This window comes from Aquabacterium sp. J223, assembly GCF_024666615.1.
GTDB lineage: Bacteria > Pseudomonadota > Gammaproteobacteria > Burkholderiales > Burkholderiaceae_C > J223.
The window spans coordinates 1-20115 of the sequence record NZ_CP088297.1 but is presented as its reverse complement, the minus strand read 5'-3'; the positions used below and the strand labels follow the sequence as shown (position 1 = coordinate 20115).

Here is a 20115-nt window from a genome sequence, read left to right as displayed (position 1 = left end):
CAGGCCGGATGCGACCGGCCTGCCGCCTCAAAGTTCGCCGTAGGAGTGCAGGCCGGTCAGGAACATGTTGACGCCGAGGAAGGCGAAGGTGGTGACCACCAGGCCGACCAGCGCCCACCAGGCCGACACCGTGCCGCGCAGGCCCTTCATCAGCCGCATGTGCAGCCAGGCCGCGTAGTTGAGCCAGACGATCAGCGCCCAGGTCTCCTTCGGGTCCCAGCTCCAGTAACCGCCCCAGGCCTCGGCGGCCCAGAAGGCGCCGAGGATGGTGGCGATGGTGAAGAAGGCGAAGCCGACCGCGATGGACTTGTACATCACGTCGTCCAGCAGGTCGAACGCGGGCAGCCGCGCCGCGATGCGCCGGCGCGCGGCCAGGATGCCGGCGACGATCAAGGCGCTGAGGCCGAAGTACACCACCCAGTAGCCGCTGCCCGACGGCGCGCCGCGGCGGAAGACCAGCGGCTCGAAGCACAGCACCACGCCCAGCGCCCACAGCGGCGCCAGCTTCCACCAGCGCGTCTCGCCGGCGTGGTGCTTGACCAGGTACGCGAAGGCCACCATGGCGGCGATGGCGAAGGTGCCGTAGCCGATGAAGTTGGCCGGCACGTGCAGCTTCATCCACCAGCTCTGCAGCGCCGGCACCAGCGGCTGGATCTCCTGCGCCTCGCGCACCACCGTGTACCAGAGCAGGAAGCCCACCGCCGCGCTGACCACCAGCATGGCGAAGGCGCCGAGCGCGCGCGCCGCGTAGCGCTGCTCGAAGTAGAGGTAGAACAGCGCCGTCATCCAGCAGAAGAGGACGAACACCTCGTACAGGTTGGACACCGGGATGTGGCCGATGTCGGGGCCGATCTGGTGGCTCTCGTACCAGCGCACCATCGTGCCGACCAGCGCCATGAACACCGCGGCCCAGGCCAGCCGCGAGCCGATGCGCGCCGCGGCCGGGTCGCCGCCGCCGGCCGGGGCGCGGCCGACCAGCCCGATCCAGTAGAAGGCGGTGCTCATGAAGAACAGCACGCCCATCCACAGGATGGCGCTCTGGCTGGACAGGAAGTACTTGAGCAGGAAGACCTGCTCGCCCGCGGCCAGGTCGGCGCCGAAGGCATCGGGCGTGCGGGCGTACAGGCCGATGGCCAGCAGGCTGGCCGCGCCGACCGCCAGCGACAGCGTGCGCAGCGGCCCCCAGAACCAGCCCAGGCCGATCAGCACCGGCACCGCACCGGCGAGGATGCCCTTCTCGTAGCCGTCCATCGCGGCGCCGTAGCGCGCGAAGGCATAACCGGCGCCGACCACCACCAGCAGCGCGTAGAGCCAGTCGTAGCGTGTGCGGCCGGCGAGCGGGCCGCCGGTGTGCAGCGGCAGCGTCCGGCCGTCGGTCGGCGTGGGGGGAGGGGTGGAGAGCAGGGTCATCGGGGGGCCTCGTCAGGCGGCCGGCGCGGGCGTCGGCGCGGCGGCGGTGCCCAGCACCGCCTGCTGCAGCCGCTCGAACTCGCGGTCGGTGTCCAGGGTGCGGCGGGTGCTCGACAGCGCCATGGTGGCGCGGCTGCCGCCGCCATGACCGTCTTCGAGCCAGACCCACAGCCGGCGTTCCCGCACATACAGCATCGCGAAGACGCCGATGATGAGCAGCACCGCGCCCAGGTAGACCAGGGTCTTGCCCGGTGCGCGCGCGACCTGGAAGACGCTGGCCTGCACCTGGTCGAAGCCGGTCAGCGACAGCAGCAGCGGCGCCGGGTAGTGGAAGCTGTCGGACAGCGAGATCACCGACTGCGTCATGAAGGCCTGGGTGGCCTCGTCGGCGGGCAGCGGCGGCAGGCCAGCGCGCTCGCGCGACAGTTGCGCCAGTTCGAGCAGGCAGCCGTTGAGCACCCGCAGCAGCACCTCGGAGATGCGGCCGCGTTCGGCCTCGGGCACGGTGCTTTCGAGGAAGTCGGCCAGCGCCTGCAGCCCCCCACGCGGCTGGGTCGCCCCGTCGCCGGTCGGCACGGCGCCGGCGAACAGCGCCAGCGCGCGGTCGGCGGTGGCGCGCAGCTGCTCGGCCATCTCCGGCCGGTCGGCGGGCGCCGCACGGCGCACGTAGCGCTGCACCGCCTGGTCGCGCAGGGCGCCGTCGGCCAGGGCGTGGCGCAGCCGCAGCCAGCCGTCGAGCGCGCCGGTGTCGTCGGCCGGGATGCGCAGGTAGCGGAAGCTCTGGTCGGGGCTGTCGCGCACGCCGGCGAGGAAGACGCGCTGGCCGTCCACCTCCACCGGCAGCATGTAGTTGTGGAATTCGCGCGCCTGGCCGGCGGCGTCGCGCAGCTTGTAGTTCACCGACGGGCCGACGTTGCGCAGCGTCTTCGGCTTGTTCGACTTGGCGCCCGAGCCGAGGTGATCGCCCAGCGCGCTGGCCAGGTCGACCCGGCGCACGTCGGTCGAGCCCGGGGCGCCGGCGCCGCTGCCGCCGAGGTTCTCCACGTTGATGACACGCAGGCCGCTGAATTCGAGCGTCAGCGTCTGGTCGGCGCCCGCCTTCAGCTCGGTGCTGCCGCCCACGGTGCCCTTGACCTCGAACGGCGCGCCGGCGCCGTTCAGCGGCAGCGCCCGCAGGGTGACGCTGGAGCCGCCGTCGTCGAAGCTGCTCTGGTAGATGGCGATGCCGCGGTGGAAGGCCGGCTCGTTGACCTTCACGGTGGCCGCCTTGCGCTCGCCGGTCTCGCGGTCGTGGATGACGACCTGGCTGGCGAACAGCTTGGGCATGCCCGTGTCGTAGTACTCGACGATGAACTTCGTCAGCTCGATGTCGAAGGGCAGCTCCTGCAGCACCACCCCGCGCGGCTGGTTGATCACCGCCACCCCGGCACGCGCGCCCTCGGGCACCAGCAGGTTGGCGCGGAAGGTCGGGTTGTCGGCGCCCAGGCGGTGCTGGGCCGGCACGTCGCGCAGCAGGCCACCGCCGGTGAAGACGCTCTTGTCCTGCCACCACATCTGCGCGCGCACCACCAGGTCGCCATCGACCAGGCCGCCCAGGCAGATCAGCACGATGGCCGAATGGGCGGCGAGGTAGCCCACCTTGTTGGCCGCGCCCTTGCGCGCCGCGATCATCACGCCGTGCGGGCGCTGATGCACCCTGGGGCGCCAGCCGGCGGACTGCAGCAGCGTGCTCACGCGCTGGAAGGCGCTGTCGCGGTCTTCGGCCAGCCGGCCCTGCGCCTTGTGGTGGAAGGCCTGCAGCGCCTGCTCGCGCAGGCGTTCCTTGGTCGAGCGCAGGTCGGCGGCGATCTTCGGCGCGTTGCGCGCGATGCACAGGCTGGTCGAGGCGACCAGGAAGGCCAGGATCAGCAGGAACCACCAGGTGCTGTAGACGGTGTACAGCCCGACCCGGCCGAACAGCTCGGCCCAGAAGGGACCGAACTGGTTGACGTAGTTGGCGGTGGGCTGCTGCTGCTGCACCACGGTGCCGATCACCGAGGCGATGCAGATGACGGTGAGCAGCGCGATGGCGAAGCGCATCGACGCCAGCAGTTCGAGCGCGTCGCGCCAGGCGCGCGCACGGCGGGCGTCGGCAGGGCGGCTCAGGAGGCTGGCGGACATCGCAGGATTATCCGGGCCGGACCAAGCCGGACCCTGCGGCGGGCCTATCGCAGCCCGGCGATGTAGTCGGAGACCGCCTGGATCTCCTTGTCGCTCAGTCGGGCGGCGATCTGCTGCATCGGCAGGTTGTTGGCGCGCGCGCCGCTGCGGAAGGCGGTGAGCTGGGCCTGCGTGTAGTCGCCGTGCTGGCCGCCGATGCGCGGGTACTGCACCGGGATGCCGGCGCCGGTGGGGCTGTGGCAGCCGGCGCAGGCGGGCACCGCCTTCTCGGCGACGCCGCCGCGGTAGATCTTCTCGCCCAGGGCCACCAGTTCCTTGTTCTTGGCGAAGCCGGGCTTGGCCGACTTGCTGGCGTAGAAGGCGGCGACGTTGCGCATGTCCTCCTCGGACAGCGCCGAGGCGAAGCCCTTCATGATCGGGTTCTTGCGCTTGTCGGTCTTGTACTCGACGAGTTGCTTGACCAGGTAGTCGGCGTGCTGGCCGGCGATGATGGGCTGGGCCGGCGAGCCGCGGCCACCGTCGAAGGCATGGCAGGACGCGCAGACCTGCGTGGCGATGGCCTGGCCGCGGGCCAGGTCGATCTTGGGTGCGGGAGCGTTCTCCGCGGCCATGGCAGGGAGGGCAAGGCAGAAGGCCAGGGCCACCGCGTGAAGGTTCGCGAGGCGGATCGGGGAAGCCGTCATGGGGTGAGGTGCCGCGAGAGGGAAAACCCACCGATTTTACAATGGCCCATGAGCACCGACGCCCGCGACCCTTCGGTCGCCCCCGCAGACCCTTCCGCCCCGGTGCCCAGCGTCGATGCCAGGACCGCCCTCGGCTGGACCCACACCGCCCGTTTCCTCACCACCGCCAGCCGGCTGGACCAGCTGCCGCCCACCGAGCTGCCGGAGATCGCCTTCGTCGGCCGCTCCAACGCCGGCAAGTCCACCGCCATCAACACGCTGGCGCAGCAGAGGCGGCTGGCCTTCGCGTCGAAGACACCGGGCCGCACGCAGCACATCAACCTCTTCGAACTCGGCCCCAAGGACGCCGCCGACGCGCTGTTCGCCGACCTGCCGGGTTACGGCTACGCCGCGGTGGAGCGCAGCGCCAAGCTGCGCTGGCAGGAGGTGATGGCGCGCTACCTGGAGATCCGTCGCAGCCTGTCGGGCGTGGTGCTGATGGTCGATTCGCGCCTGGGCTTCACCGACCTCGACGACCAGCTGCTGGACTTCGTCGCGCCGCGGGCGGGCACCGGCGAGGTCAAGCTGCTGGTGCTGCTGACCAAGGCCGACAAGCTGAACCGGCGCGAGGCCGATGCCGCCTTGCGCACCGCCGGCGACCGGCTGGGGGCGCTGGCCGGCGGGCAGGCCGACATCGGCGTCACGCTGTTCTCGGCGTTGAAGCGGCAGGGCGTCGACGACGCCGCGGTGCTGCTGCACGGCTGGGCCCATGCCCAGCCCCGGGCCTGAGGCCGGACGGCCCTATTCGGCCAGCGGTGCCAGGTCCTTGAGCACCCGGCGGGCGGCGCGTTCGAGCAGCGAGCGCGGCAGCAGCGCCTTCGCCAGCCCTTCGGCGCGCAGCCGCTGCAGCGCGCCGCGGCGCAGGCACCACGGCCGGCCGTCGTCGCCGGCGTAGAGCCACAGTTCGCCGCGCGGACCGCTGCCGATGGCCTGCAGCGCGCGCCACTCGCCCTGCAGGAAGAAGCGGCACCAGTCGCCCGGGCGCTGCGCTTGCAGCCAGCGCTCGGCCTCGGTGGCGTCGCCGTGCGCGCCGGGGGTGTCGAGCAGGTCGGCCGGCACCGTGAGCAGGTTGCCGACGTCGAGCGTGGTCGGCACCGCGTCGCGAGGCGGGGCGAGGCCGGCTTCGGTGCGTTCGAGCTCGGCCAGCGACGGCGCGAACTGCTGCCGGCGCTGCTCGAACTGGTGGCGCTCGAGTGCGGTCAGCCGCTCCAGCGCCCATTGGTAGCGCCGCTCATCCTGCCGCGGCTCGGCGACCAAGTTGTCGACCAGCGAGGTGAGGTGCGCCTGCGCCGCCGGCGACCGGTCGAGCAGGAAGGCCGCACGGTCGAGGAACTGCCACAGCGGGTGGTGGTAGCCGTCGAGCAGCGTCGGTTCGTTCAGCAGCAGGCGCAACGCGGCCGACTGCAGTCGGGAGACCAGCCATTGCACCGGTTGCCGCAGCTTCCCGTCGCGCAGCAGGCTGTCGAAGAGGCGGCCGAGCAGTTCGATCTGGCGGGGGTCGGCGGCCGGGGCACTGGCCGGCGCGGCGCTGGCCGCTGGGGCGGGCGCCGGGTCCAGCGGCATCGGCAGGCTGTCGCGCAGCACCTGCAGGTTGGTGTTGGGCCGCAGACCGGCGTCCCAGCGGGTGCGGGTGCCGGCGTTCAGCACGATGGTGCGGTAGGCGCCGGGCTCCACGCCCGCGGCTTCCAGCCGGCTGGTGGCCGCGGCATAGGCGCGACGCAGCGCCTGCGCCAGCGGGAAGGCGGCCTGACGCATGAGCAGCAGCCGATGCGCCGGCGACAGCGGCAGCGCGTTGGCCAGCGCCTGCAGCGCCCGTGCATGGGCGTCCGGCCGGAAGGGGTTCGTCTCCTGCGCCACGTCGACGTCGCCGACCAGCGCGGCGGTGTAGGTGCGCAGCTCGCGCACCTCGTACTCGGCGACGCTGGCGATGGCCTCGACGGTGCGCGACAGCTGCACTTCGGCCGCCACCGCGTCCTCGTCGACCAGCTCGAGCGTCGCCGCCCGGGGCGCGCCCTGCGCCGGCGTCGACTCGCAGCCGGCCGCCCGCAGCGCCTGCTCGCGCAGCGCCTCGACGTAGCGCCCGACCAGCGCGGCGCCGTGGCGGCGCAGCGCTTCGGTCAGCTCCATCGACTGCTGGCGTTCGCCCGGCGTCTGCCGGGCCAGCGCGGCCGGGATGGCGTCCGCCGTGCGCCTCAGCATGTCCTCCACCATGGGCGGTGTCTGCTGCAGTTCCGCCTCGATGAAGGCGAGGAGGGCGGGGTGTGGCGTTTCGCTGGGCATGAACCGGGAATTTTCCTGTCGGGCCGACGCCCCGATCCCCTGAAAAGGCCCCCGGTCCTGCCGACAAATGCGCAGAAGAAAAGGCAAAGAAAAAGGGCCGCATCGCTGCGGCCCTTTCGGAGGCTGGGCACGAGGCCCGGCCACGGACGATCACATGTCCATGCCCATGCCGCCCATGCCACCCATGCCGCCGCCGCCCGGCATGGCCGGGGCGTCTTCCTTCGGCGCCTCGGCGACCATGGCCTCGGTCGTCAGGATGAGCGAGGCCACCGACGCGGCGTTCTGCAGCGCGGTGCGGGTCACCTTGGTCGGGTCCAGGATGCCCATCTCGATCATGTCGCCGTAGGTGTCGTTGGCCGCGTTGAAGCCGTAGTTGCCCTTGCCGGCCAGCACCGCGTTGACGACCACCGAGGCTTCGCCGCCGGCGTTGTAGACGATCTCGCGCAGGGGCGCTTCGATGGCCTTCAGCACCAGGCGGATGCCCGCGTCCTGGTCGGCGTTGTCGCCCTTGATCTCGCCCACGGCCTGCTTGGCACGCAGCAGCGCGACACCACCGCCGGCGACGATGCCTTCTTCCACCGCGGCACGCGTGGCGTGCAGGGCGTCTTCGACACGCGCCTTCTTTTCCTTCATCTCGACTTCGGTGGCGGCACCGACCTTGATCACCGCCACGCCGCCGGCCAGCTTGGCCACGCGCTCCTGCAGCTTCTCGCGGTCGTAGTCGCTGGTGGCTTCCCTCGATCTGCACGCGGATCTGCTTGACCCGCGCTTCGATGTCGGCGGCGGCACCGGCGCCGTCGATGATGGTGGTGTTCTCCTTGCCCACCTCGACGCGCTTGGCCTGGCCCAGGTCGGACAGCTGCACCTTCTCCAGCGTCAGGCCGACCTCCTCGGCGATGACCTTGCCGCCGGTCAGGATGGCGATGTCCTCGAGCATGGCCTTGCGGCGGTCACCGAAGCCCGGGGCCTTGACGGCGACGACCTTCAGGATGCCGCGGATGGTGTTGACCACCAGGGTGGCCAGCGCCTCGCCTTCGACTTCCTCGGCGATGATCAGCAGCGGCCGGCCGGCCTTGGCCACCTGCTCCAGCGTGGGCAGCAGGTCGCGGATGTTGCTGATTTTCTTGTCGAACAGCAGGACAAACGGGTTGTCCAGGATGGCCGACTGCTTGTCCGGGTTGTTGATGAAGTACGGAGACAGGTAGCCGCGGTCGAACTGCATGCCCTCGACGACGTCGAGCTCGTTGTTCAGGCTCTTGCCGTCCTCAACGGTGATCACGCCTTCCTTGCCGACCTTGTCCATCGCCTCGGCGATGATCTGGCCGATGGAGTCGTCGCTGTTGGCCGAGATGGTGCCGACCTGCGCGATCTCCTTGGAGGTGGTGGTGGGCTTGCTCTGGGCCTTCAGCTGCTCGACCAGCGCCACGACGGCCTTGTCGATGCCGCGCTTCAGGTCCATCGGGTTCAGGCCGGCGGCCACGTACTTGAAGCCCTCGCGCACGATGGCCTGGGCCAGCACGGTGGCGGTGGTGGTGCCGTCACCGGCGTTGTCGCTGGTCCGGGAAGCGACTTCCTTGACCATCTGCGCGCCCATGTTCTGCAGCTTGTCCTTGAGCTCGATCTCCTTGGCGACCGAGACACCGTCCTTGGTGACGGTGGGGGCGCCGAACGAGCGCTCCAGCACCACGTTGCGGCCCTTGGGGCCCAGCGTGACCTTGACCGCGTTGGCCAGGATGTTCACGCCTTCGACGAGGCGGGCGCGGGCGTCACCGCCGAATACGACTTCTTTAGCTGCCATGTGAGTTCTCCGGGGATTCGAGTTCTGTTGCGATTACTTCTCGACGACGGCGAAGAGGTCTTCCTCGCGCATCACGAGCAGTTCGTCGCCATCGACCTTGACGGTCTGGCCGCTGTACTTGCCGAACAGGACGCGGTCACCGACCTTGATGTTCAGGGCGATGAAGTCGCCCTTTTCGCTGCGCTTGCCCGGGCCGACGGCCAGCACTTCGCCCTGGTCCGGCTTCTCGGCGGCGTTGTCGGGGATCACGATGCCCGAGGCGGTCTTGGTTTCCTGTTCCAGGCGCTTGACGATCACGCGATCGTGCAACGGACGAAGTTTCATCGCATCTCCTTGCGGGTTGGCTCGTGGGGTGCGCCCGGCCGAGGCGGCTGGGCGAAATGCTTCAGCACCTGGACCCGGCGCTGCCGGTCCGGCACTGTTAGCACTCGCCGTAGCTGAGTGCTAGCAAGCGGATTATAGGGGACCCGGGCGCCGGTTCAAGAGGGGCGCCTGTCGTCGGGTTCACCCTTGCGCCTGTGGCGCAAGGCGAGTCCGAGAAGGCCTGCAGGACCAGGCGAGGCCCTCCGGCTCATCGAGCAGCGCCAGGACAGTGCTGCCAGCGAGCGCATCGCGCCGACGGCATCGCCAATGTCGGGGATGAAGTCCAGTCCGGGTCGGGTCAAAAAGCGCCGTGACTTACGCGGGAGGGGGAACGGCTCCGCTAAAACACCAGCGTGGTCATGCCCACGGCCGTCAAGTCGCCCGGAGGTGTGCCGTCCAGGCCTACAAAGCTCGCGACCAAGGTCCAGGTGCCATCGCTGGCTCCGGCCACCTCGACCACGCAGGCGCAGTCCTCGTCGCTCTGCGTTCTGGTTGTGTAGGACAAGCGGGGGCCGGAGCCGGGCTCGCTACCGGGCGCTGGTCGCAAGGACGCCTGAATCGCTCCTCGCGGTGTGCCCATACTGGGCAAGGGCGCGTTGAGCGCCGACGCGACGACGCTGACCACGGACATCGAATGCCCCGCATCTGCCAGGGTGCCCTGTGCCACATGAGACAGGTGCGGGTTGCCGGCCAGCAGCACCAAGCGGGGCACCTTCGCCTTCAGCAGAAGCGAGAAGAACTCGGCAAGGCTGTCGGGGTAGGCGCTCCAACCATCGCCGCGCCCCAGATCCTCTGCCGAGCCTGCCCCGTCGTTGAACGGAAACACCGGAATGGAACCGGCCACGAACAATGGTCGTCCTTCCTTGATGTGGTCCGCGGACGCAGCGAGCCAGCTCTGGAACCAGTCGCGCTGCGTCCGCGACCAGATGCGGCCTCCCGGCGGCATGCGCTCGGTCCTCAGGTCGAGGACGGCGAAGCGGAAACCCGAGGTCTCGAACGAGTACCAGAACCGGTCGGCGGCGACGCCGCCGCCCAGGCCAGCCATCAGGCAGCCGAAGGCGGCTTCTCGGCGCAGGGTGTCGTTCGCGGAATCGTCACGCCCGTTGCGCAGTCCATTGAACCAGTCGTCGCGGATCTCGTGGTCGTCCACGCACAGCCAGGTCGGCACCCGGCTGGCGAGGGCGCCTGCGGAGCCGCACCACAGGTCGGCGTATTGGGCGCGCAGCCGGGCGGCGGTGGGGGGTGTCCATCAGGCCGTAGGTGGCATCGGCGTAGACCAAGTCGCCCAGCAGCAAGGCGGCATCAAGGCCGTCCAACAACGTGGCGTTCTGCGCGTCCGGCGCCTGGAGGACGATGCGCGCCAGCACCCGGTCAGCGTGCTGCTGCTCGAAGCCGCTGGCTTGGTAACGGCAGGAACCGATGAGCAGCCGCACGTCGTTCTGCCGTGACAGCTGTCGGAATGCCCGCGCGTTAAGGCGGACGCTGCCGACGGGATGATGGTGCCGGCTTTGGAAGGCCCGCAGGTAGTCGGGATGGAGTCCGCCGCGGGTGCCGGAAGAGCTGGTTCTAACCTCTGCATCGAAGAACCTCGGCAGAGTTCTCGGTCCCAGGATCTTGTTGAAGGTGCTGCCGACGTTGCCGAACTTGGGTAAGCGGTGTTGACCAGCCCCGGCCACGCCCAAATGCGGCCCCTGGTCCTTGGCGAGATGCGGGCCCATAGTGGGACTGGTCGGATCGAGGCAGTCCCACCAGACGGCGTGTCCAGTACCTTTTTCGATGTCGTTGGTTCCAGGAAACAAGGCCGCGGCCGATTCCCGGCAGACGACGCAGATCCACCAGTGTTGTAGGCGAGCCGGCAGCTGGACTTCCAATGTGCCCGCTCCGTAGAGCAGGTCGATGTTCGTCCAGTCCTTCAGCACTTCGAACTGGACGCTCGGGTGGACGGCCGCGCCGCTGACGCCGACCGCAACCACCTGGCACCAGGCTCCGCCGTGTTCCGCGAACGGCCAGGCGAACGACAAGCGCAGGAGCCCGTGCTGTGCGTCTTGACCGGGCTGCCACCTGCCGATGCGCAGCCATGAGGGCAGTCGCCTTTGTTGCTTTGACGGCGGCGCAGCGGTGCCGAGGGCAGGCGTTCCCGTCGGCGCCCGGAGAAACTGGACCAAGGCGTCGAAGAACTGCGGGGCGTCCTCGCTCACCCACAGGTCGAAATGCCCCCACGGGCGTGGCGGCGTTATGCCCCGGGTCCCGCGGCGCTGTCGGAGCACCAGCCGGCAATGGGGATACGCCGGCTGTAGCCGATCGAGGCGGATCTTCGATCGCCGTGTGGTGCCCTGCGCGAACGTCGTGGCGAACGGACCATGGACGAACAGCACGGGGAAGTCGTAGTGGGCGGCGATCTTGTCGTCGTGGACATAGACGTCCTCGCCATGGAAATTGACCAGCCGTCCGGCGCGTTCCATTCGCATGAGATGGCGAATCGCCCGCATGCTGGCATGGCGAAACAGCTCCGGCAAGTGACGCCGGACATCGTCGCCGACGTTGTCCCAGGACAGGATGCGGCCGTAGAGGGCGCTGATGCGGCGCATGCCAGGCACCTCGTCCTGTCGGGGCAGGTTGAGCCGGTTGTCGCGCATGCGCATGGCGTCGACATCGTTGACCGGCCAGCTCCATAGCAGCCGGTCGACCACCGCGGCACCTCGGCGCCGGGCGGTCAAGGTGCGGGTGTCGGCCACCACGTCGACCTGCTCCACCCCCAGTGCCCATTCCATGGCGTGAAGGAGTGTCGATTTGAGGTGGTTCGGATAGCTGGGGACGATGTCCATGGACACCTGTACCTGCACCGAAGAGGCCACCATCGATTTCCCGCCACTGTCGCGCAGATGGCCGCCCAGCACCGCCATGTTGAAGACGGCCGACCCCATGCACTGCGCCACGACGTGGATGGGGCGATTGCCGCTTGCCTCGAAGACATGGCGCACCGCAGCGGGCACGTCCTCCCGGCCCAGCACATCGAAGTCCCAGTCCTGGTGACTGGAGGGCAGCGCCACGCTCGTGCGCAGGTCGACGACCCAAATGTCGAAGCCCGCCGCCGTCAGCGCCTGCACGGCGTTGGTCGGCGCTCTGGGCGTAGCGAACATGTACCCCGAGGTGACGAAGGCATGGATGAGCAGGACGGCTGACCGAGGCATCGACGCAGGCACTGCCTGTGGCTCAAAGCGCGTCAGCGCGATCTTGACCGGCCTGTCCTTGACCATGGGCACGAACGTCCGGGTGATTCGCACGCCGGGCCAGTCGGCCTCTACATAGCGGCCTGTGACCGTGTCGAGCGTCTGCCCTGGCAGCGGACCCAGCGTCTGGTCGGCCCCCAGCGTGTAGTCGTTGGGCAGGGGGGTTGGGCGCGCTGGGTAGCGGCGTCGGGTAGTGAGGCAGCCGCAGTCGCCAGAAAGACGATTGGAGGAAGCAGCGCGCGACGAAGGCCGCCAGCGACGCGGTGTCCACCCATGCATCGGCCAGCGTGGCATGGTCCCTGAGCTGCGGCATGTCGGTGGTGAGCAGCGGCAGGTTGTTCACCGTCCACGTGCCGCGACCGAGCACACGCCAGTCCTGGCGCCTGATGTCCGCCGGCCACTGATCCACCGGCCAGTCGTCGGCCGAGATGGCCTCGCCCTGCGAACCCTCGGCGATCACCAGCACGTGCAACTCGTGCAGCGCCCGCCAGAAGTGGGTAGGCACGCGCGGGGGCAGCCACGGATCGAGCGCGCCCGTGCTGGGGCGCTGGCGGTAGCCAGGACCATCACCGTAGTGCACCCGCTTGGCCGTAAGGATGCGCACGGGCCCGGAGAATGGCCACGCCACGCCTGCCGGCGGTGCCACCGTTCCGAGGTCATAGCGCAGTACCCGGGCCTCGCCATGGTGGCTCGCCACCTTCAACAGGCCGACCAGGGTTTTCTGAAGCGACCGGCCCAGGAAAGGCGGCAGCGGCAGCTTCTCCACAGCGAAAAGTATGGACTGTCGAGCGCTGCGGCTTTCCAGGCTAAGCATCCATAGGAGAAGGCGCAGCGCTCGGCGCCTCAGGCCCTGCTGAACGATCCAGTCGTGAAGCTCCGCGCGCCCTCGGCTGTGCAGCCAGTGCCGCATGGCGCGCCATACCCTTTCCTCCCGGTTTGATGGCAGTGGCTCCAGCAAGGTCACGCTCACCGTCGGGATGGCCACTTTGACCCGGGCCGTCTCACGTCGTTGCGCATCCGGTGTCGGCAAGGAGGCGGTGAACCACAGCAGATCGAGTTCGGCCGTGGCACGGCTGACTGCGTGCCGAGGGTCTCGCAGCAAGTCCTCCAGGTCGTCAACCTCGGCGCTGACGGTGAGGGTGGCCCGCACGTCTCGGCGAACGTTTGCGGAGGGGGCGTCCGTCCAAGCCGGCACGGGGTCCACCGTGAGTTGCAGTCCACCGGTCATCGATTCACGGAAACGAACCGCGGTGGGCACCCGCCGCCAAGGCAACGGTGCGACCGGCGGCGGCAACTGGGGAGGCGGCTTCGCGGGCGGATTGGCCTGTTGCGTGAGGCCCCAGGTCTGCGCCAATGCATCGCAGGCTCGATCGGCCAGTGCCGCAATGGTCAGCAAGGGGTTGATGCCCAGCGAGGTCGGCACGATGGAGCCGTCCAGCACGACGAGGCTGTCGTGCACGTCCGTGCCGACCGCGGAGGAGAAGACTTGTCCGATCGAGTTGACGACGCCACGTTCTGCGGAATCGGCCATGCGGCACCCGCCCAGTGGATGGACGGTGACCGAACGCTCGGCGAGCACCGGCGCCACAGCCTTCTCGCCTGACGGCAGCTGTTGACTGGACTTGGTGGCATCCAGCAGGTCGGCGGGCGCCGGCGACCACAGGGGATTGGGTACATACCGTCCACCGAAGCGCCCACGGGCCAACGCGCTCACCACTTTGTCGACATCATTCTGGCGGCAGCGTTCGGTCTTGAAGCTTGGCTCTTCTTGGCGGGGCGCCAGGCTGACGCGGGTCAGGGCAACGGTGTGCCTCCCATCGCCGGCCCGCGTGGCCGAAGAGGTGAACTGCATGTGCCAGCCTGCGTCATCGTGGCCCATCAGCAGCAGGAACTGGGTGCGTTGCTGCTTGTGTGAGTTCAATGCCAGCGGGTCGTCGATCGCGGCATCCGTTTCGCCCCGCATGTTCCAATCGGCGGTGGCATGCGCCGCGGAGAAGGTCGTCACGGCCTCCTCGAACAGGCGGGCGAACGGGTACGGCACGGCGCCGTCCTGGATGATGAAGCGGTCCCTCAGGCTTCGCCGGTCGCTCAGGCTCCGCCGGGTGCGCAGGTCGATCATGCCGGTCGCGGTCGGACCAACTGTGGCGCGACCCGATCCCGACCGCAAGGGATCCGTGCCCTGGCTGCCGACTTCCATCTCACGGGCCTGGGCGTGAATGGCCGCGATGCCGTCGCCATTGCAGGACACGCCCTTGCCGAGTTGCCCGCCGCTGCCCGGATCGAGGTGCCCCAAGGCGCGTCGACCGGCCTCTGTGGACAGTGACTGGTGAAGGATCTGGGGCGTGCCGAAGGTGCCGGCGCACAGCACCACGCGGCGGGCCGTCAACCGGTGCACGCTGCCGGGGACATCGCGCTCGCGCCGGTCATGCGTTCGGCGCAGAGTGACCACCCACCCGGGCTCGTCTGTCGACGAAGGCTCGACCGCCAGCACCGTGGCGCCGGTGTACAGCTCTGCCCCCTGCTGCCAGGCAAGGGCGAGGTAGTTCATGGGCAGGGTGTTCTTGGCGGCGAAGTTGCAACCGGTGATGCAGTTGCCGCACCGCGTGCAAGGCGCCTGCCGGACGCCCGCCGAGTTAGGCAGTGTGAGCGGCACCGGTGCAGGCTGAGGCGTGCCTTGCGTGACGGCAACGTTCGGTGGGCGAACGCGTGGCGTTGCACCGGCGGCCCGGGACAACGGGTCAAGGTCATCGACCAATGCGCTGGACTTGGCAGGCGTCGGCACGAAGGGCCCGGCACCCAGCATGCGCTCCACCGAGGCGAACGCCCCGTCCAAGGCCGTCGCATCGCCGGCGCGAGCGGGAGTACGCAAAGCGGTCGGCCAGAGGTCACGGTCGAAAACGGCTGCCTCTGGACGCTCCACAACGCCGGCATTGATCAACGACCCACCGCCCAGGCCGTTGCCAACGATGGCTGTGACCTCATCGCTCAGGCGAATGTCGAACAAGGCGTGATCAAGGCCCTGCTGCGCCTCATCAATGGCCTGCCCCTGCTTCAACGGCCGCTCAATGCGAGTCTGGGGGATCAGTTGCTCGAACCGGTCGGGGAAGGCGCCCGGCAAAAACTCATCGCCACGCTCGAGCACCACCACGCGCAGCCGTTGCGTCGTGTCCGCCGCCGCCATGGCAGATAAACGCGCCGCCGCGACCGATCCGCCGTAACCGCTACCGACGATCAGCACGTCGATTGGCCGGGTCAGGTCGAGGTGTCTGCTGTCGTCAAGCAGAACCTCCACGCCTCGAGAGAGCCAGTGAGCGGGGACGTGTCGCGTGGAGGTCATGTCAGGCCTTCATGGCTGCGAGGACCGTGGGTGATCCTCGCGCTCCACGCCGATGGTGGCGCGCACCAGCGCCACGAGGCGGGACGGGCTCACCGGCTTGTGCAGCACAAGGAACCGGCCATCGTCGGCGCCTTGCTCCAACTGCGGCGTGGTGTCGCCTGTCAGCAGGATCGCCGGCACCTCGTCCAGCCGCTGCCGGAGCCTGTCGAGCACTTCCAGCCCCGTCTCTTCGGTCAAACGGTGGTCAAGCAGGAGGATCTCGGGCCTAAAGCCGGCCTCGACATGGGCGACGGCGTCGGTCCCGTCGATGGCGGATCGCACGTCGCAGCCGAGGTCGTTAAGCAGCCCGGAAAGGGAACGGAGCAACATGGGATCGTCGTCAACCACCAGGACTCGCGCATCCAAGGCGTCGGCTGCGACCCCTTCAGCCGTCGTCGGCGGGAGCTGCAGTTCACTGGGGGTTGCGTGGCGACTGGCAACAACACACGGAAGGTTGTCCCCGCGCCCACGGTGCTTTGGACCGACACCGTGCCCTCCATGCGATGCACCAGTCGTCGCACGATGGAAAGGCCAAGCCCCAGGCCTTGATGGCGGTCCCGCGCCTGGTTGCCGACCTGGTAGAACTCTTCAAAGATGCGCGGCAGTTCCTCGTCAGCAATCCCCGGCCCGGTGTCTTCGACGCTGAAGACGATGCGGGGCGCCGCGTCACCGACGTCACCGGCAGCGGGCGCCTCGGACAGCTCGACGTGCCCCATTTCAAGCCCTGCCCGGACCCGCACCTGTCCGGCGGTGGTGAACTTCAATGCGTTGCCGACCAGGTTGCCGAGAATCCGCAGCAGGTGATCCCGATCGGCGTTCACCCACAGCGTGGCGCGCTTCTCGTCAGCGGACGTTGTCTCGACCCAGGTCTCAAGATCCAGCCCTGCCGCAACCGCCTGCGCCGCGAACTGCATGCGGACGGCCTCGACGACGGAGGCAACGTCCAGCGATCGGAGCCGAACCGGCACCGATCCCGCATCCAGGCGCGAGATGTCGAGCAGTCCCTCCAGCAATTTCTCGCTGTCGTCCAACGACTGCGCCAACGTCTCACCAAGATCTACCACCTTCGGGTTCACCGGCGGGCTGCGCGCCCACCGTTGAAGCTGCGCCACCTGGTATCGGAGGGCTTGAAGCGGCTGTCGCAGGTCGTGATTGGCCGCAGCGAAGAAACGGGTCTTGGCGCGGCTGGCCTCTTCCGCCCGATCCCGCTCATGGCGCAGCGATTCGGCGATGGATTCCATCTGCCGGCGCAGCGACAGGACCTTGTGCATGGTGCCGGCACCCTCCCTGACCACCGCGACCAGCGCCGCCATCAGCAAGACCATCAGCAAGCCGATGGGGACGGTTTGGGAGGTGCCCTGCAGCAGCCAACCGATGATCGTCGGCACGCTCATCGCGGCCGCCCATAAGGCGAAACCTCGGGTCAGTCCCACCATGGAGCCGGTGGCGCCTGCCATCTGCCCGACCAGCACAGTGGTGCAGATGTAGTGGGTGATGCCGACAGGTTGCAGGAAGAGAGGAACCGCGATCAACCCGCGCACCACGCCGGTCAGCGATGTCACCACCTCCAGGTGTCGCTCGGTCTGAAGGGCGGAGCCTCCACGTGCGAGGTAGCGGCGGGGAATGCTCCAGCGCCACATGTGCATGGCCTGGTGCAAGGCCACCATCACGGCGGCGATCCAGCCCTGTCCGATATCCGCCATCAGCCACACGATGTACAGGTCCAGCAGCAGGATGGACCACCGGACCCTTCGGGCCTGGTCGACGATCAGCCGCAGCTTCTCGTGAGCAACCTGTTCCTCTAGGGCGGAAATGTCGCCGCCCAGGTCTGGGCCGGGTGCGTTTGCGGAATGGAGCCATTGATCGAACAATGTTCTTAGACCTCGGTCAAGCCACACGAAAGCCCTCCCGGGAAGCGAGCAACACGGCCTGCGTCCGGTTGGACACGTTGAGGCTGGCGAACACAGCCGACAAATGCGTTTTGACGGTCGACTCTGCAATGCCCAGTTCACGGGCGATCAGCTTGTTGCTGAGTCCGCGCATCGCTGCCCGGAATACAGCCAATTGGCGTCCGGTCAGCGATGGAAACCGCGCGTCCAGCTCGACCAACGCGGCCGCAGCAGGTTCGGTGGCACTGGCGCCGCGTTTCGCAGACGCGTGCTGCGGATCTGCTTGCTTCAAGGGATTAGCGATCGGGTCGCCGATGGCGCGGGCATCTGTGGCCGCGGGCAGCCTGCCGGCATGCCCCAGCACTTCTGGCGGAAGGAATACGCCGCCGTGAATCACGACGCCGAGCGCTGCCGCCAGCAAAGCCATGTCGTAGGTCTTCGGTATGAAGCCGGCCGCTCCTGCCTGGAGCGCCAGAAGTATTCTTTCGGTGGAGGCATCACCCGAAAGGATCACTACCCTTGCGGTGCAACCCGAGTCATGAAGTTGGCGAACGGTATCGACGCCCTTGCCATCGGGCAGATGCCAATCGAGGATCACCAGCTCGTAGGTCTTTTCGCCGACCGCCTGCAGTGCCTTCCCAAAACTCGACGCCATGTCGATTTCCAGGCCAGGAGCCGACTCCAGAAGCGAGGACCTGATTGCCTGCAGGATCATGACGTGGTCGTCCACCATCAGCACTCGTTGGAGTTTCGAGCCCCAGTCGACCAGGTTTGACATCGTCAGACATCCTCCATTGGTAGCGGAATCGTCTTAGCGCCAACGGTGGAGGCGCGGCCGTGCGCATCGGGATAAGGTGCATTTCGCCCGTTCACTTCGGCGAACGCTGTGATCGACGACATGCACATAACCTTTGAACGCAACGTCCATGCCGGTACCCGTTCGGCGCCGGCATGGGCCGATCGGCAGCCTGAATCTTCGGCGGACGATCTACGTCAACGTCCATCGATCCAACTGCTGGAAGCGATGCTCGATGAAGTCGACTTGCCGATGCTACTGGTGAACGTGAAAGGTGTTGTTGTTCACATGAACCGGGTGGCTCGGCTCAGCTTGGACGCAGGGCCCATCTGCCTGGACCGGGACAACGGGGTGCATGTTCTGCGTGTGAAGAGTGCGCAGCCGGGCCTTGGTCGTCGACTCGCGGCGGCGTTGGCAAAGCCCGTACCGGCAAGTGGTATGTGCCGAGGAGGGCGATCGATCGGTGATTGCCAGTGTGGTGCCCATCAATCAGGAATTCGGTGCCGACGACCGGTTGGCGCTGTTAATCCTCGGCCGTCGCCGACCCGTTCAGCCGCTGGCCGTCGACTGGTTTGCACGGTGCAATGGCCTAACGCCGTCAGAGACCCGCGTGCTGACGATGCTGTGCTCTGGCTTATCGCCTCACGACATTGCGAAGGAGAACGGCGTCGCGGTGTCAGACCATCAGGACGCAGGTGGCCAGCATTCGGACGAAAACCGCGACCCGCAGCATGCGCGATCTCGTCGCCAAAGTGGCCGCACTCGCCGCCGATGGTCGGGCTTCACCAGAACGGTGTCTTGACGCCTCAGCTCACCCTGTGGAACCAGAGCAGCGACAGCCCGCCGGACAGCAACAGCAGCACGGCGGCGGCGGCCGCCAGCAGCGCGGACACCTCGGTCTCGCGCGTCTCCAGCGACAGCTGGGCGCAGCGTCTGGTAGACCTTCTGCAGGTCGGGCGCGGTGCCGGCGTAGTAGTACTCGCCGCCGGTGGTGTTGGCGATCTGTTTGAGCGAGGCCTCGTCCAGGCGCACCCGCATCGACCAGCGCGTCGCCGGTCAGCGTCCCGCCGTTGTCGGTGCCGACGCCGACGGTGGTAGACGCGCACGCCGCGTTCGGCGGCCATGCGCGCGGCCTCGATGGGGTTGGGGCCGGTGGTGGTCTGGGTGTCGGCCAGCAGCACGATGACCGCCGAGCCGTAGGAGCCCGGCGGTACGGGCGGGGGCGGCGGTTTGGTGCCGCTGCCCGGGTTTAAGTCGATCGGCCAGCCGCCGCCGGAACTGGCCGAGCGCCGCGGGTCGCTGCGCAGCAGCTCCTCCGAAGTCCATGTCCGGGAAGATGGTCTGCAGCGAGACCAGGATGCCGCTGCCCACCGCCGTGCCGTGCTGGAAGTTGAAGCGGCCGATGGCCGCCATCAGGTCGTCCTTGGTGAACGTCGGCGGCTCGCACCAGCGCCGCGGTGCCGGCGAAGGTGACGATGCCGATGCGGGTGGACGCGCCGGCTGCGCCTGCAAGAATACCGGGCGCGCCGCCGCCTGCATCGCCAACATGCGGCCGGGCTTGACGTCGGTGGCGCGCATGCTGCCCGAGACGTCCATCGACAGGATCAACATGCGCCGCTGGGACGGCAGGGTCAGCTTGACGCTGGGCCGCGCGGTGGCCAGCAGCAGGGGCGGCCAGCGCCAGCAGCAGCAGCAGCGGCGGCAGATGCCGGGCGCCAGGCGCCGCCGCGGCCCTGCGCCTCTCGCACCAGCGTCAGGCCGGAGTAGGCGACCGCGGCCTTCCTTGCGCCGCGACAGCAACCACAGGTACAGCGCCACCAGCAGCGGCAGCGCCGCCAGGGTCCACAGCAGTTCGGGCCAGAGGAAGGTCATCGTGGCGCCCTCGGTCCGTCGGTCGGGAAATGGGCGGTGGGCATCAGGCGGCGCATCAGGCGGTGCGCATGGCGCCGGCACGACGCTGGCGCAGTCGGCGCAGCGCCATGAAGCGCCGCAGCGCGAGCAGCAGGTCGTCGTCGGTGGCCAGCTCGAAGGCGTCGACGCCAGCGTCGGCGAAGGCCAGCTGCAGTTCGGCCTTCGCGCCGTGCCACCGCG

At 68.6% G+C, this 20115-nt stretch carries 13 protein-coding genes and 2 pseudogenes; 2 read left to right on the top strand and 13 right to left on the bottom strand.

Going from position 1 to position 20115, the window contains the following annotated elements:
* Nucleotides 1–27: 27 nt before the first annotated feature.
* Genes ccsB through LRS07_RS00065 form a run of 3 tightly spaced genes read right to left on the bottom strand, consistent with a single transcriptional unit; the run spans nt 28 to nt 4181 of the window.
* On the bottom strand, nt 28–1410 hold the full coding sequence (gene ccsB / locus LRS07_RS00075) for a c-type cytochrome biogenesis protein CcsB (RefSeq protein WP_260500023.1): 1383 nt from the start codon (nt 1408–1410) through the stop codon (nt 28–30).
* A 12-nt stretch (nt 1411–1422) separates the two neighbouring features.
* Nucleotides 1423–3570, bottom strand: a complete 2148-nt coding sequence (locus LRS07_RS00070; protein ID WP_409450579.1) for a cytochrome c biogenesis protein ResB — start codon at nt 3568–3570, stop codon at nt 1423–1425.
* Nucleotides 3571–3614: 44 nt separating this feature from the next.
* On the bottom strand, nt 3615–4181 hold the full coding sequence (locus tag LRS07_RS00065; protein ID WP_260500016.1) for a c-type cytochrome: 567 nt from the start codon (nt 4179–4181) through the stop codon (nt 3615–3617).
* A 120-nt stretch (nt 4182–4301) separates the two neighbouring features.
* Here LRS07_RS00065 and yihA point away from each other — a divergent pair, with 120 nt between their 5' ends.
* Entirely contained in the window at nt 4302–5021 is a 720-nt protein-coding gene (yihA, locus tag LRS07_RS00060; RefSeq protein WP_260500015.1) for a ribosome biogenesis GTP-binding protein YihA/YsxC, read from the top strand.
* Nucleotides 5022–5033: 12 nt separating this feature from the next.
* Here yihA and LRS07_RS00055 read toward each other — a convergent pair whose 3' ends face one another.
* The 9 genes and pseudogenes from LRS07_RS00055 to LRS07_RS00015 all read right to left on the bottom strand — a co-directional run bounded on the left by LRS07_RS00055 (nt 5034) and on the right by LRS07_RS00015 (nt 18006).
* Nucleotides 5034–6572, bottom strand: a complete 1539-nt coding sequence (locus LRS07_RS00055; RefSeq protein WP_260500022.1) for a DUF1631 family protein — start codon at nt 6570–6572, stop codon at nt 5034–5036.
* 150 nt (nt 6573–6722) lie between these two features.
* A pseudogene (groL, locus tag LRS07_RS00050) lies at nt 6723–8370 on the bottom strand (chaperonin GroEL).
* A gap of 33 nt (nt 8371–8403) precedes the next feature.
* On the bottom strand, nt 8404–8694 hold the full coding sequence (groES, locus tag LRS07_RS00045; protein WP_047493456.1) for a co-chaperone GroES: 291 nt from the start codon (nt 8692–8694) through the stop codon (nt 8404–8406).
* Between the two features lie 379 nt (nt 8695–9073).
* Complete coding sequence (locus tag LRS07_RS00040) at nt 9074–9883, bottom strand: alkaline phosphatase D family protein (RefSeq protein WP_260500012.1); 810 nt, start codon at nt 9881–9883, stop codon at nt 9074–9076.
* Entirely contained in the window at nt 9828–11990 is a 2163-nt protein-coding gene (locus LRS07_RS00035; RefSeq protein WP_260500021.1) for an alpha/beta hydrolase, read from the bottom strand. The genes LRS07_RS00040 and LRS07_RS00035 overlap by 56 nt, the downstream gene beginning before the upstream one ends.
* Complete coding sequence (locus LRS07_RS00030; protein WP_260500020.1) at nt 11947–15255, bottom strand: GMC oxidoreductase; 3309 nt, start codon at nt 15253–15255, stop codon at nt 11947–11949. The genes LRS07_RS00035 and LRS07_RS00030 overlap by 44 nt, the downstream gene beginning before the upstream one ends.
* Before the next feature lie 54 nt (nt 15256–15309).
* Nucleotides 15310–15645 carry a response regulator gene (locus tag LRS07_RS00025; protein ID WP_260502202.1) on the bottom strand — a complete coding sequence of 112 codons (336 nt, stop codon included), beginning with the start codon at nt 15643–15645 and terminating at the stop codon, nt 15310–15312.
* Nucleotides 15534–17210, bottom strand: a complete 1677-nt coding sequence (locus LRS07_RS00020) for a sensor histidine kinase (protein WP_260500019.1) — start codon at nt 17208–17210, stop codon at nt 15534–15536. Before LRS07_RS00020 ends, LRS07_RS00025 begins: the two co-directional genes overlap by 112 nt.
* Nucleotides 17211–17226: 16 nt before the next feature.
* On the bottom strand, nt 17227–18006 hold the full coding sequence (locus LRS07_RS00015; RefSeq protein WP_260500008.1) for a response regulator: 780 nt from the start codon (nt 18004–18006) through the stop codon (nt 17227–17229).
* Between the two features lie 406 nt (nt 18007–18412).
* On the opposite strand from LRS07_RS00015, the gene LRS07_RS00010 reads away from it, so the two are divergent.
* Nucleotides 18413–18826 (top strand): helix-turn-helix transcriptional regulator, encoded by a 414-nt coding sequence (locus tag LRS07_RS00010; protein ID WP_260500018.1) that lies wholly within the window; start codon nt 18413–18415, stop codon nt 18824–18826.
* Between the two features lie 4 nt (nt 18827–18830).
* Here the strand turns inward: LRS07_RS00010 and LRS07_RS00005 are convergent.
* A pseudogene (locus LRS07_RS00005) lies at nt 18831–19896 on the bottom strand (VWA domain-containing protein).
* Between the last annotated feature and the right edge of the window lie 219 nt (nt 19897–20115).

Bases quoted from the DNA above. Each gene is read 5' to 3' on its own strand.
- yihA (WP_260500015.1), top strand. From the start codon at position 4,302: ATGAGCACCGACGCCCGCGACCCTTCGGTCGCCCCCGCAGACCCTTCC.
- groES (WP_047493456.1), bottom strand. From the start codon at position 8,694: ATGAAACTTCGTCCGTTGCACGATCGCGTGATCGTCAAGCGCCTGGAA.
- LRS07_RS00035 (WP_260500021.1), bottom strand. From the start codon at position 11,990: ATGGTCAAGGACAGGCCGGTCAAGATCGCGCTGACGCGCTTTGAGCCA.
- LRS07_RS00065 (WP_260500016.1), bottom strand. From the start codon at position 4,181: ATGGCCGCGGAGAACGCTCCCGCACCCAAGATCGACCTGGCCCGCGGC.
- ccsB (WP_260500023.1), bottom strand. From the start codon at position 1,410: ATGACCCTGCTCTCCACCCCTCCCCCCACGCCGACCGACGGCCGGACG.
- LRS07_RS00070 (WP_409450579.1), bottom strand. From the start codon at position 3,570: ATGTCCGCCAGCCTCCTGAGCCGCCCTGCCGACGCCCGCCGTGCGCGC.
- LRS07_RS00055 (WP_260500022.1), bottom strand. From the start codon at position 6,572: ATGCCCAGCGAAACGCCACACCCCGCCCTCCTCGCCTTCATCGAGGCG.
- LRS07_RS00015 (WP_260500008.1), bottom strand. From the start codon at position 18,006: ATGTCAAACCTGGTCGACTGGGGCTCGAAACTCCAACGAGTGCTGATG.